The organism is Halobacteriovorax sp. HLS, from assembly GCF_004006665.1.
Classification (GTDB): Bacteria; Bdellovibrionota; Bacteriovoracia; order Bacteriovoracales; family Bacteriovoracaceae; genus Halobacteriovorax.
Genome location: NZ_QOCL01000009.1, coordinates 467,534 through 480,882 on the forward strand (window position 1 = coordinate 467,534; position 13,349 = coordinate 480,882).

Below are 13,349 nucleotides of genomic sequence, written 5' to 3' on the forward strand. Positions count from 1 at the left end.
CATGAACTATGAAATTAGAGAGTTAAGTCATAGTGAATTTATGCCTCTTTATAGTCAATATAAAGATATTGTGTTCGAGGAAGACCATAGCTTTGTATTGTGGGATTTATTATCTAAGAAAGAATTAGAATCAATTACTTCTTTAAAAATGGAAGACGGACAAAGAATTTACTTGGCCCTATTTACAAGTGAGAATGAATTTGTAGGATGGAGTTGGGGATTTCAGGAAAATCCAACGACTTTTTATATGTGTAATTCTGCTGTGTTAGAAGATCATAGACGTAAAGGTCAGTATAGCGCTCTTGTAGAGCGCTTTATTTCTCTCCTTTCTCAAAAAGGCTATCAACTCGTTTATTCTAGGCACTGCTGTACTAACAATGCTGTGATTATCCCTAAGTTAAAGCATGGTTTCATTATTTCTAAAATGGAAGTTGATGATAAGTTTGGAGTATTAATTCATTTGCATTATTACTTCAATAAGACTCGTCGTAAAATTATGGACTACAGAAGTGGTCAATTAAAGCCTGATCTAGAAATAAAAAAAATCTTTAACATGGATAATGAATGAACTCTTTCTTAGATCAATTTCTAACAAGTGAAGAAATATCTTCTTTAAAAAGAGCGTTTAATTCGAATGAACCTTTTTATATCCAAAAAACTAAGAGGCCATTTAACACAATTCCTTTTGCTCAGAACTTTATAGATATTACTAGTATTAAAAATAATTGGCATGGCCCTGTTGATGTTCATAGTAAGGAAATTCAAGATGAATGTGACAGTATGACTGTCGATATTCATAGGGCCGCAGAGCATTTTGAGTCTGGTTGCGGTTTACTCATTAATGACATTAATAATACCTATCATTCACATAATGAACTCATAGAGGAGCTAAAGGTATTTTTTGGTGTTTCTGCCCTTAGTTACGGCAGGAGCCTTATTTATGGAACTCCAAAAAATGGTGGAAGTGCTACTCATTTTGACCAGAATTTTAATCTCATTTTTCAGCTTTCTGGTAAAAAGAAGTGGAAGCTAGAAGAGAATAAAAGTGTAATTAATCCATTAACTAGGCATGCTTTAAATCAAGAGTGTGATCCAGAGTTACAAAGCTATCTTTTAGATGATTTTCCACAGAATATTGATGATTTCTCTTATGAGTTCGACTTGGAAGAAGGCTCGATGCTATTTGTTCCTATAGGACATTGGCACAATACTCATGCTAGTGATGATTCTTTCGCTTTAAATTTTACTTTTACCACACCGTCATGGGCAGATATTTTGTTAACTGCTATGAGGGCGAGAATTATAAGTTCTGACGAGTGGAGAAAAAGGGTTTCTGGATTAAATGACAAGGCCGTACTTGAGGATAACTTAGTTCGGTTTCAATCACTTCTTGAAAACCTCGCAAAGGATTTAGAGGGCTGGAGTAGTATTGATGTTCTTTCGATGATTGAAGGGAGAGATTTAAGGCAATAATGAATAAAGCTAATTCTCTAACACATATTCATATCATTGGCGCAGGACCTAGTGGTTTATTTTGTAGTTACCTTCTCCTTAAAAGTGGATTTAAAGTATCGCTCTATGATCAGATGAGTGGAGTTGGTAAGAAGTTCTTAGTTGCTGGTAATGGTGGACTGAATTTAACTCACTCAGAAAAAGTAGGTTTATTTTCTAAGAAATATGGTGAAAATGAGCAATTATTTTATTCATTGTTACAAGACTTTTCAAATATTGATCTCCGTAGTTGGTGTGAAGAAATTGGTGTAGAGACATTTGTCGGTAGCAGTGGAAGGGTTTTTCCAAAAGAATTCAAAGCAGCTCAATTACTCAGTCGATGGGTTAGTTCTCTTAAAGATTATCCAAACTTTTCTTTGCATCTGAAAACAAAATTTAAGTCCCTTACTGGAAATACTTTAGAATTTGAAAATCAAGATAAGTGTTTTTCTGTCGTTAGTGATAGAGCTATTTTTTGTCTCGGTGGTGCCAGTTGGTCTAAAACAGGTTCTGATGGAATGTGGACGAACTCGTTTAATCTAGCGAATGAAGATATCATACCATTTAGAGCTATGAACTGCGGCTTCAATTCTTCATGGAGCACATTCTTTAAAGACTCATTTGATACTTTTCCACTTAAGAATATTTCACTATCTCATCAAGATCTTTTCACTAGGGGAGAGTTGATGGTGACTCAATATGGAATTGAAGGAGGCGCTATTTACGCCTTAAGTAGAAGTATTCAAGAAGAGCTCTGCAGTAAAGATGCTGTCATTGTTTTTCTTGATCTCTTACCAGATCTTAATGTTTCTGAAGTACATTTAAAACTTGATAGAAAGAGATCTAAAGACTCCATGAGTAACCATCTTAGAAAGAGTTTCAATTTTGATGGCCATACACGTACCTTAATCAAGGAGCTATGTTCAAAAGAGACATTTTCGAATATGGAAGCTTTAGCAAAAGCACTTAAGAAGTTACCTATTAAAATAATCAGTGCAAGACCCCTTGATGAGGCGATCTCTACAAGTGGTGGAATCTCTCTAAATAGTGTTGATGAAAACTTTCAAGCGAAGAAGCTCTCGGGAGTCTATTTTGCTGGAGAAATGCTGAATTGGGATGCTCCAACAGGAGGCTATCTGTTGCAAGGGTGTTTTTCAATTGCCTATAGAATCGTGCAATCTATTAAAAAATCATATCAATACGAAAAGTAACAAATTCTTTAGATTTAAACTCAGATGTTTTGTCAAAGTTGGTACCAAGAGCAATTTCTCCAAAGAACCAATCTTTGAACAGTAGGCTACGATAGCCAGTCGAAAGCCCATAAGAATTATAGTAGAAAACACCATTTTCAATTACAGAGTTTGCCGACATATTCCATGCTATTGCAATAGTGTCCGTAATCGAGTGGTAGAAATTTAAATTATGATTAACATTTTCTGCGTCTGAAACATGTGCCCAGTAAAAACTATTTCTTAATTGTACTTTATTAAGCTCATTAAATTTATATTCAAAGTACAGAGAAGACTCGTTAAAGAGTCGATCAATTCTAAAATACTCATTATTTTGTATATAGTATATTGAGAACTTCTCCCAGTCCCATGACCTTCTGAATCTTATTTTTGCAAATGGATCAAGAGGAACATTCATCTTAATCCCTAAATCATAGCTAAAGTTAATTTTTGCGGATTCAGTAATAAACTTTCTAACAGCTGCAGAATATCCTTCTGGTTGGGCCTGTTGTGCCGTTACGACTGGCGACTGGGCGGTGGAGTTTTGTGACGTAGCATTTTGACCTTCTAGAAGTGAAGTATTAGAGTCTTCTCCCTCTTGTTTAACAATAACTTTTGCATTCTTACTCAGAGCTGGAAACTTTGCTTGAAACTTGAAGTTTAGCTCAGTTGTCATATCTTCACTCTTTGTCTTATTAATATCAAAGTAAACTCTAAAGAAAGAAGTATTTACTTCGTCTTCGTAAGCTGAGGGAGCGAAGAAACGATCTATTTCTCCCATGAACCACTTTACTTGATCTCCAACATACTTGGTCCAGAGTCAACAGCAGTTGATGTTTCATCAATTAGTGAGCTTTGATCCTTTGACGTCTTTTCCTGGGCATTGGAAATCATTGAAATAAAGAATAAAAAGAAGATAAGAGCTTTAATAGAAAACTCCTATTGAAATAAATGTATCAATATTTGAAACTACTGAATTAGAATATCTGAAATGATAACCAAGGGTATAGCTTTTAACATATCCGTATATTCCAATCTCCGAAAATAATATATTTTTTAAAGAGTAGGCGCTTACCCTGTCTCCAAGCCATGGGTCTTTTTGAACACTCGATTTTAGAGACCCGATTGTGGCAAATGGAGCGAGTCCATAGCCTTTTCTCAGAGGATATACAACGCCAGCTTTAAATCCTAATTGTGCAGAGGAGAGGTCAGTATCTTCAGAGTTTCCTTCTATGAGAACACTTTTCTTAAATTGATAGTGCTCAATTAAGGCCGAAACAAATGCTTTAACTCTTCCTTTATTTAGAAAGTAACCAAACTGAAAGTTTCCACCGTAAATCTTATCAGTAGGTAGTCGAAGTCCAATTGAAGTGAAAAATTTGCCATCAAACTTCTTTAAGCGTTTCTTTTTTACTACAACTTCATCTTCCTTCTTCTCTGGTGATGGAGCAGCATCTTGAGAATAAGCAGAAAAATTGAAAATAAATATGAATAGAATGATAACTTTCATTAGATAAAGCAGTCGATTGGCATATTGTTAACAATACATTTTAGTAAGTCAGTTTTTGTTATAATACCGATAAGCAAATTTTGATCATTGACTACTGGTAGCGAAGAAATATCTTCTTCAATCATAATTTTACTTACGATTCTAATATCAGTATTTGATTTAACGAGTATAACCTCGTGGGACATTATATCTTTAATAGGAGTAGAGGGGGACAGTTGTTTAGCCTGGGCCTTTAGTATATCTGTCTTACTTACAATTCCAAGAATCTGTGAGTCTTCAACAATAGGGTAATGTCTCTTGTTAAACTTATCCATATCTTCTGAAGCTCTAGAGATGGACTTATCAGGTTTAAATGTTACTAAAGGGCTACTCATGATATCTTTAACAAGAATAATTGATCGAGTTTTCTTGATATCTTTACTAGATTTGCCATAAGAGTTAAAGGCCTGCTTATTGGGCCTAGCACTTGAATCGTGGTTATTATGAGAAGTAATATTAAGTTGATCAAAATCTGAAACTTCTTTGGCGTAATTGGATTTGAATGTTTTTGAAACTCCTGAGAGCTCTTTATGAAAATAAGATTGAATTTTACCATTCTTTGCAATTACTAGTGACATTAAAACCTCTACTAATATATTAGTACAAAAAAAGTAAATATCAAATATTAGTGGTCATTTTTAGAGAATTCACGAACAAGACTTGTTGCGTAAGATCCTTTAGACAAGGTGAAAGAGAGGGTAATGTCATTCCCAGTTGCTGTGATATCTAATTGATTTAAAAATATATGAGCAAGCCTGCGTGATCCAGGTAGTTTTGCTAGTGTGAAGTTTTCCATTGTAACATTTTCTAATTCAAGGATTTCGTTTTCAATCTCTAGTGCCTTGGAACTTGGAGTTGAAACCTTTGCTCCATACATTGGTCCGGTAAAGGAAATTTCACCTCTTTTAAATTCCTCTATATGCTCTTTTAGTGGATCGAAGGGAAAAGGGCGTTGTTGCTGAGTACTTTGCAGTAAGTCTCCTTCAACTAAAGTTGAAAATTGTCCATTGTTTATTCTCTTGCTAAGCCATATGTTAAATAGGTGTGATTGGTATGCAGAGAGCATTAACTTTCTCACCCAGTGGCGCTTTTCTTTCTTAGTTTTTAACAGAATTTCTTTACCTACTAACTGATTGGTTTGTTTGCTACCAAAACGTTGAGGCCCATAGTAGTTTGGAATACCATTTTTTAAAATTTCGTTCTTTAGTAAATTTGCAGTCTCAAGAGCACCATCTTTGCAGTCTCTAAGAGTAAGTGTAAATTTATTTCCGATAAGGTGCGAATTTTTAAGTTTATTAGTGTGTTTAGATATCTCTAGAATTGTGAGTTCGCTAAACTCATCTTCTATTCTTTGTTGAACTTGTGTCAGTTGTGCGTTTGCGCCAAGGGATAATGAAAACCACTGTGTTACAGTTGCATTCTTATCCTTCAACCCTGCAAATCCAATATCTGTCTCATGTACTTTGAAGATTTTTTTAAGTCTATCAACAATCTCTTTCGTTGATAAGCCAGATCTTTTAATTAAAAGATAGATATGTTGACCTTCATTTGACGGGAGATATAGTGGAATCTCTTCAACAAGGAAGTCTTCATTAGTCGTCTTAAGAACTCCACCTATAGCGAGTTCCATGGAAGTTGTATAAGGAAGATTCAAAAAACTATTCCTGTTGAAGGGCACTCGAATTTAGAAAGACGATCAATATAAGACTGTTCGAATTCTTTTTTGCTTGTTAAAGATTCTTTGAAGAATTCAGAACTCTTTAATTCTGAAAGCACATCGAAGGAGATGAACTCTTCAAGCTCTTTTAAACCTCCATCTAATGTAGCGATAATTGCATGAAATGCTCTAATATATCCAAATGCCTCTTCTTGTCTTTTGTACCCATCGTATAAGGCGTTAACTATCTCTGCTTTTTCCTGAAGATCAAGCTTTTTAGAGTTACCAATTATTGACCCCCATTCATCCATAAAAGGACCTACGGGAATTAAGAAGTCACTTGATTTTCTTAAACATTTAGGTTGTCTCATGGCCATATGTCTATGGTTCTCTTTGGCAGTAAATTCTTTATTTACCTTTCCTGCATAGACTAGAAGCGGGTTGTACTGCGGATTTACAATATGACCTAACTTATAAATACTTTTACAAAATTCGTCACTCTCATGCATATCCCATTGAACCATGACTCGATCTAGGTCCCCAAAATTATGCGCGACAAGAGGTGCAGTTCTAATCATATTAATATGATCGCGATCTTTTCTCAATTGCTCTAATAAGTCTTCTTCTTTTTTTATTTCAGCGAGAATTACATCTTGTATGCTTTTGGCCAAGTCCTCCATCTCATATTTTTTAAGAGCACAGTAAGCTCCAATAGCAACACTTAACCAAGTTCCTTCATGGGTACTAAGGACTTGCTCATTATTAATATTGTAGGAGATTCTATTTGTAACTTGTCTATAATCCCAAGACCATGACTCGATTGTTAGTTCAGTCATGCGCTCGATATGTTTCTTAATTGATTTATGTTTCCAAAGGCCTTCTCGTATTTGATTATCTACATCAGTAGGTACAAATGTACCTGCCGTACTCCAATGCGCACTTAAGCATATATGAAAATACTCACTGAGATTAATTTGACTTAGGGACTTAAGGTTCTTCTTATATAAGCGTAACTTTTCAATATAGGCCCTCATTTGTCCACTAGTGTCTAATTCTCCTGTGAATATAAAGGGGGCCGTATTTTCAACATGCTTTAAGAGTATATTTGGGGCTATGCCACCAAGTTCAAAACCGGACTGTAATTTCTTTTTCTTTGCCATAGCGATTGATAGCATAGAAGTCTAGAAATTGTATATATTAGCGTCAAATTTATAGTCGCGGACTAAATAGTAACTTAGTGAAATTAAATAAATAAATAATAAAACCAAGTGTCCAAAATCCCATGGAAGTATGTAACCAAATATTAATGGCATCTCCCAGGAAAATAGGGTGAAATACTCTTAGAAGTGCTCCAAGCACTGTGCAAGCAAAAGCAAAGATCATCCAGCGTGAAGCCAGTATCTTTCTACCTGTGTGTCCAAGGCTTACTCGAGTGATCATCCCTAGCGTAATCAGCCCCAGCCCTCCTGCATAAAAGGCATGGATATCTGAACGTCCTATTGAAAAATCTTCGTTGAATAAAATAATAAATCTTAAAAAGAAATATATTGGTAAGAATACATGACCTAAATTTAAAATAAGTAGCATTGGGTCTTTCATGGTTTCTCTTGAGACTAGCTGATAAGTTCTAGCAGTAAGAAATATTGCGGCAAATATGCTCGTATATAACTCATATTTACTATCAAGCATCAGAAGTACAATTGAGAGCAATGAAAATATAATTGATGCCAAATTTATGAATGGCGCTATTGAGATTTTAGATTGTGGAAACTTATTATTCGAAAAGAATGTTATTAATTTTCCTGAGAAAATAAAGAGCAGAATAAATAAAGAAAATGTGGCAACTTTATAACTCAACTCAACCATCCCTTGGTTTGATTGCAAAGAGTTGTAGAGGTGTAAATAATTAGCTGTAGTTAATAGAGATAGAACTAAGCACACTGGAATAATATTTCTCTGTCCCCTTAAGATAATTATCATTTTGATTAGAATGTAAATAAAAGGTAGAGGAACAATTGCCATAATTATTGTACTTGAAGGTTGAGCTATAAGAATAACTCTTGCAAGTATCCAGAGTATTAGTGATAGGAGTAGCTCCGCAGGAGTGAAAGTCTTCTTTCCCGTCCATTTTGCAGAAGCTGTTAGAAGAAATCCAGTTACAAGAGCACTTGTTAAACCAAAGACCATTTCGTGACCATGCCAGGCAAAGCTGGAAATAAGCTCTTCATTGATAGAGTAGTCATTTACTAGTATACCCACAAAGTACATCGGAACGAATATTGCTACGAGTGCTGTTAGAATAAAATAGGGTCTAAACGGATCTTTTAATAAGTGCATTATTTACTAAACCTTCTTACATTAGGGCCGGCAGTTAAACTATCCACTTGATGGGCCCAATTAATAATTGCTGGAAATCTTTTTTCTATATTTGTAAACTCTGAGATTATTGGATTAAACAAAGCATGAATGCCTGCAAATGTTGAAATATCACAGTGCGCAGGTTTATCACCAGTTAAGAATGTATTCTCTTTCAGCCTAGTCTCTAATGCACTTAAAATTTGTATGATATGGTTTAAGTGTTCTGAGTAATCTCTTTTCCAAGGGTGTGTAAGAGAGATGACTTCCTCAACAAATGAACTGTAGTTATCTAGCTTGACGTGATTGCTCGAATTTACATTACTATTTAAATAGTCCTGAAGCTTATCTAAGTTATCTTTAACCCCAAACATAAAGTAAAAATATGATTGAGTAAGCTCTTTTAGGGACCATTGATGAAGAGTGAGAATCTCAAAATCTGTGAACTCAGTTGACATGCGTGGAGAAAGTCCTTCAACGCTTCTTTCTAGCATTGGAAGGGCCCTGTCAGGACCTAGAAATTGCCCATTAATATTAAAAATTGGAAGAGCGTCGTGCTCTTGCTTAATTTTATTCTTAGTGACAATAGGCATAAGTTTTAGCTCATGAGGGATTTTTAAAAAGTTAAGATAACTGATAAGATAGATACCAATGATAGAAGCGGACTCAACTCTAGGAGTCCCAAACCACGTGTAAAGCGTTAGTATTTTTTGCATTTTATCCTCTTGTTATTATGAAGAGATTTTATCGAACCTAGAGTCGTAAGACAAGATTAACCTATAGGGATAAGAAATATATGATCTATCTCATCTGTCTTTCCATTTTATATTCTTTTAATAGTCATGCAGACTCTTTTAGTTTGGAATTGGATAATGATATTTTAACTCAGACGGATTATTATTACTCTAATGGGCTTCTTATAGAGTATGAAAGTGATAAGCTCGCCACGGCCAGGCCATGGAAATGGTTGGGGGATAAAAGTGAGACAGGGGTAAGCTTTAAACATGAAATTTCTACTCCTGTTGATACAGGAACTTCTCTAGCTCAGCCTGGAGATCATCCTTACTCTGCCGTTCTATATACTTCTATGTTCAACAAATATATTGCTGAGGATAAGGAGAGTTCAAAAGAAGTCTTACTTGGTGTTATTGGTCCTCTTGCTTACGGTGAGAAGATACAAAATGGTATTCATGACTTATTTCCCTCTCATCCAGTAAATGGTTGGGCCCACCAGCTCAAAAATGATCTTTTACTTAATTTTAATTATGAGCTTTGGACAAAAAATAGAGGTCATTCTTTTACTTATGGCCCTTGGTATCGTGCAGAGTTAGGGACATATTCAACTCAATTTCATTTTGCTTATAGATCAGAAGTCTTATTCTATAAGAATCATCAATTTGAGATTCAGTTTGGCGCCTATCTCAATTTCTTCGACGTAAAATTGCAAGGAGGTGTTTTTTCAGATGATGAGTATGGACTATCTTCGGATGAGGTGAAGACTTTGAACTATCTGGGAAAAATCTTTTATCGTTACCGTCGAAAAGCTCATGAAATTAGACTTGGCAACAGCTTTAAAGGAGTCCAGTTCAAAGGGGGCAAGCCGCACTCGTGGACTACTCTGGGTTATAAGTATCACTTCTAAACTGTCCGCTTCTTAGACACTATCTTTTATTTACACAATTTCTCCACTCTGATTTCAGTTAATTAGAGCATTTTTTTGGCATAGGTCTTGCTCATATTGTCTTACGGAGAAACATATGAAAAATATTTTTAAAGCAGCTTTAATTCTATCTATCTTTGCCTCGGCCTCTAGTTACGCAGAAAATTTTCGAGGAAGACTTTCTAAGAAAAATGATAAGACTTACTTCGAAACTGAAGGACAGTCATTAATTGTCGAGATTGATAAGAGATTTAAGTATGCCCTCGATGATGTGGTTGTTAATTCTCCTGGATATATTTTCGAATTTGAAGGTGAAGTAATTGATGGTTCTTTACATACAAGTAAGGTCCCTACAATTTTTGCTGGAACCAAAGATCTCAATGGACACTTTACGAAAGACTCTAGTGGACAATTATTTATTAATGAACAAAAAGTTAAATTTGGTCGCACTAAAGTTATTTATAATGACTCCTTTGATAAGTTCTCGAAAGAATACTATTTAAATAAAGATGTTGTTACTCAAGGACACTACGAAGATGATACCTTTGTTATTAATGCTATTGTTGAAAAAGGACTAATCTCTGCTGAGGCCCAAAATCAGTATCCTCCTAGTGAAGAATTTTCTAAAGACCCTGAAGAGTTTATTCTTAAGAAGATGCCTTTGAATAAATACTCTCAATCTTCAACTCCTTTTAGAGGAACAATTATTAACAAGAAAAATTATGATGTTGAAGTCGGTGAGTCAGTTCTTATTATAACACTCAGTGGAAGACAAGGAGATGCTCCCGGTTCAGCGGCAGGACATTTCACTGTTGGTATGGGTGAGGTTCAAGAAGATATGTCTATTAAAGGAGAGGTCTTTAACTTCTACTTTGTAGGCCCTAAAGAAGTTCTTGCGGGAAATACAGATCTAACAAGTTATTTTGGACATTTGATTCAAGGTCAGCAGAATTATCGTCCTACCTATACGCTATATGCTTATGGTGTTGATAAGAAAAAACTTAGAAGTGTTAGAGATCAGCTGGAAAAAGAAAATCACAAAGTGAGAACAGTTAAAGGATTAGAAATTACTCCTGGATATAACTGTACAACTACATCTACAAATGAACTTAAGAAAATAGGAATAGTTGGTAATCATCAAAATATTTTAAGATCAATTTTTGACGTTCAAAATATTTCCTATATTAACCCTTTTTCTTACGGGGCTAGAAACTCTAATGGGCAAGGGACTTTAGGTATGATTAGAACACTTAGTTATACTTTAAGTGAAGATCCTGAAAACTATATTCCAAGAGCGGCATTTGAGTCTTTTGTTAAGAATTTTTCTAGAAAGTCTCAGATCAAAAAAATGGGGATCAAAAAGGTAGATTATGTATTTATTCCTCAGACAAAGTCTAAGAGACAGGTTGGAGGAATTTCATACGATGATCCAATAAAAGAGGGTAAGAAAGTTCTAGACTTTGATAAGTTACGCTCAGCTAGGATAGAAAATGAGCGTAAGGCAAGAGAAATACTAAATAACTCTACCTCTACAGAAGAAGAAATTTTATGGGCCAGAGAAATCTCCGAAAATGAGGTATCATGGGAGGAGGATCAAAAAATGGTCCGAGAGTTTTTATATAATACAATTGATTAGTGCCTATGACTAAAAGAAGTAAATTAAATGTTCTATTATTTGTTTTGCTATTCATTTCTATAGGATACAACTTCTTTAATGCAATGAAGTCTCTGGAGACGGAGACTTTTGAAAAACTAGACAATGTAGAAGCACTTTTTAATGGAAATAAAATTACCGGTATTCAATTTCTTGGAAATCTCCTCGTAGTCAAGGTCAACAAGAACCTACACACGTATCAAATCACAAAAGAACAAGCCGCAGAAGTTAATTTAGAGGCAAAGAAAAGAGGTCTTAGTACTTATATTTCATCTAATAAAAGACCACCTACTTGGATTAGTGCTCTCATAAACTGGGGACCGCTCACAATTATTTATCTGATTATGTTATTGAGTATAAACCTTAGTAATCGTTTTAAGCTTTAGGTTTTCTATTGTCATAAGAAAATGCCACAAGTAATCTAGCTGCATGAAAAAAACTATCAACTACTCAATTATTTACACGTTATTTTTCCTTATTGCTGTCTCTCCTGTGTTGGGACAAGAGTCTGAACCTGAAGATTGGGGAGTTGGAATAGGTTTTAGAAATGCCAAAATCCCTTTCAATACTTCTCAACAAAGTGTATCTGACGTTCTTCCTTTATTCTTTTATAAGTCGGGAAATCTCGAAATTGAAGGTCTGAGTGTGGATTATAAAATTTTCGATTTAAAAGAGAATGGCTCTATTAGTGTAACTAGTAAGTATAGGTTCTTTGATATCCCGAAGGAATATCAAAATAGTATTAGGGGTAGTTCATTTGATGCAGGTTTAAAATATGCATATACTTTTAAAAACGATCTGCAGGCGGCTTCTTCACTTTTCTTTGACGGGTCAATGAGAAGTTATTTAGTTTTTGATGTCCAGAAGGATTTCTCTTTTGGAGGCCTTGATTTTAGACCGCGTGCCTTTGTCGAGCTGAGATCTGCTTCTTTTAACGACAGGTATTATGGGTTAAATATAGATTCCCCTGGGTTTGGAGCTTCAGTTGGTGCCGGTGTTAAGGCCAAATATCATATCTGGAGTAATTTGCACTTACTCGCAAATATTAACTATAAGAAATATGACTCTAGCACATCTAAAATATCTACTATGAAGTCTAGCTCCCAAGTAGAGAGCTTTCTAGGATTTGGATTAATGAAGAGTAAATCGAAGAAAAAATCTTCGAAACTAAAGAGCAGACCTTATCTTAGAGTAGCATTTGCAGAAGCGACTCCTTCTAATATGAATCAAATTTTAAGCCTTCATACTCGCAAAGATCCCTATGAAAACACTTTAACAAGCTTTTCCTACGGAGTTCCTCTTAGCGATACTTTGCTAACACTACCTATACAGGTTTATCTACAGCCGATGCTCACACTGCATCAAAAAAGTGAGGTTCAAGATAGATCTCAGGAATTTGGACTTGTCTTTAAGGCCTATCTTCCGATTAAATGGCCATTTCTGTGGAGGCTTGGTGTTGGAGAAGGGCTCTCATACATAAACTCTGTAACTTATATTGAAAAGACAGAGATGAATGAGAAGAACTATAGAGAGACTAAGATGATGAATTTCTTAGACTTTACTATAGATTTCAATCTTGGAAGTATCTTTAGGACACAAAAACTGAATAATTCATGGATTGGTGCGATGATTCATCACAGATCTTCTATTTTTGAAAGTTCTTCATTATTTGGTCGTATTAAAGGTGGCAGCAATTATATCGGCGGCTTCTATTTACATGATTTCTAAGCACTTTCATGGACTTTTTAACATAT

14 protein-coding genes are annotated in these 13,349 nt (G+C 35.0%); 7 read left to right on the top strand and 7 right to left on the bottom strand.

Annotated elements, in window-relative coordinates; genetic code table 11:
- Position 1: 1 nt before the first annotated feature.
- Genes DPQ89_RS11905 through DPQ89_RS11915 form a run of 3 tightly spaced genes read left to right on the top strand, consistent with a single transcriptional unit; the run spans position 2 to position 2,702 of the window.
- Entirely contained in the window at positions 2-568 is a 567-nt protein-coding gene (locus DPQ89_RS11905; protein WP_127717185.1) for a GNAT family N-acetyltransferase, read from the top strand.
- A complete protein-coding gene (locus DPQ89_RS11910; protein ID WP_127717187.1) occupies positions 565-1,473 on the top strand; it encodes a JmjC domain-containing protein in 909 nt (302 codons plus the stop codon). Before DPQ89_RS11905 ends, DPQ89_RS11910 begins: the two co-directional genes overlap by 4 nt.
- Positions 1,473-2,702, top strand: a complete 1,230-nt coding sequence (locus DPQ89_RS11915; RefSeq protein WP_127717189.1) for an NAD(P)-dependent oxidoreductase — start codon at positions 1,473-1,475, stop codon at positions 2,700-2,702. The genes DPQ89_RS11910 and DPQ89_RS11915 overlap by 1 nt, the downstream gene beginning before the upstream one ends.
- Here the strand turns inward: DPQ89_RS11915 and DPQ89_RS11920 are convergent.
- From DPQ89_RS11920 to DPQ89_RS11950, 7 genes are all read right to left on the bottom strand, one after another.
- Positions 2,674-3,501, bottom strand: coding sequence for a hypothetical protein (locus DPQ89_RS11920; RefSeq protein ID WP_127717191.1), 828 nt, complete (start codon positions 3,499-3,501; stop codon positions 2,674-2,676). The two genes, DPQ89_RS11915 and DPQ89_RS11920, sit on opposite strands and share 29 nt — an antisense overlap.
- Before the next feature lie 144 nt (positions 3,502-3,645).
- Complete coding sequence (locus tag DPQ89_RS11925; protein WP_127717192.1) at positions 3,646-4,230, bottom strand: hypothetical protein; 585 nt, start codon at positions 4,228-4,230, stop codon at positions 3,646-3,648.
- The gene (locus DPQ89_RS11930; protein ID WP_127717194.1) at positions 4,230-4,847 is read right to left on the bottom strand and encodes a CBS domain-containing protein; all 618 of its coding nucleotides are present in this window, start codon (positions 4,845-4,847) and stop codon (positions 4,230-4,232) included. The genes DPQ89_RS11925 and DPQ89_RS11930 overlap by 1 nt, the downstream gene beginning before the upstream one ends.
- Before the next feature lie 47 nt (positions 4,848-4,894).
- Positions 4,895-5,899, bottom strand: a complete 1,005-nt coding sequence (gene truD / locus DPQ89_RS11935; RefSeq protein ID WP_127717195.1) for a tRNA pseudouridine(13) synthase TruD — start codon at positions 5,897-5,899, stop codon at positions 4,895-4,897.
- A gap of 20 nt (positions 5,900-5,919) precedes the next feature.
- Positions 5,920-7,101: a hypothetical protein gene (locus tag DPQ89_RS11940; protein WP_127717197.1), complete on the bottom strand. Its 1,182-nt coding sequence runs from the start codon at positions 7,099-7,101 to the stop codon at positions 5,920-5,922.
- 34 nt (positions 7,102-7,135) lie between these two features.
- On the bottom strand, positions 7,136-8,263 hold the full coding sequence (locus DPQ89_RS11945; protein WP_127717199.1) for an NnrS family protein: 1,128 nt from the start codon (positions 8,261-8,263) through the stop codon (positions 7,136-7,138).
- The gene (locus DPQ89_RS11950; protein ID WP_127717201.1) at positions 8,263-8,997 is read right to left on the bottom strand and encodes a hypothetical protein; all 735 of its coding nucleotides are present in this window, start codon (positions 8,995-8,997) and stop codon (positions 8,263-8,265) included. Before DPQ89_RS11950 ends, DPQ89_RS11945 begins: the two co-directional genes overlap by 1 nt.
- Positions 8,998-9,077: 80 nt before the next feature.
- Between DPQ89_RS11950 and DPQ89_RS11955 the strand changes: the two genes are divergently transcribed.
- From DPQ89_RS11955 to DPQ89_RS11970, 4 genes are all read left to right on the top strand, one after another.
- Positions 9,078-9,923 (top strand): lipid A-modifier LpxR family protein, encoded by an 846-nt coding sequence (locus DPQ89_RS11955; RefSeq protein WP_127717203.1) that lies wholly within the window; start codon positions 9,078-9,080, stop codon positions 9,921-9,923.
- Positions 9,924-10,038: 115 nt separating this feature from the next.
- Positions 10,039-11,577, top strand: a complete 1,539-nt coding sequence (locus DPQ89_RS11960; protein WP_127717205.1) for a hypothetical protein — start codon at positions 10,039-10,041, stop codon at positions 11,575-11,577.
- Positions 11,578-11,582: 5 nt separating this feature from the next.
- Positions 11,583-11,981: a hypothetical protein gene (locus tag DPQ89_RS11965; RefSeq protein ID WP_127717207.1), complete on the top strand. Its 399-nt coding sequence runs from the start codon at positions 11,583-11,585 to the stop codon at positions 11,979-11,981.
- Positions 11,982-12,024: 43 nt separating this feature from the next.
- Positions 12,025-13,323 (top strand): MipA/OmpV family protein, encoded by a 1,299-nt coding sequence (locus tag DPQ89_RS11970; protein WP_127717209.1) that lies wholly within the window; start codon positions 12,025-12,027, stop codon positions 13,321-13,323.
- The last annotated feature ends 26 nt before the right edge of the window (positions 13,324-13,349 follow it).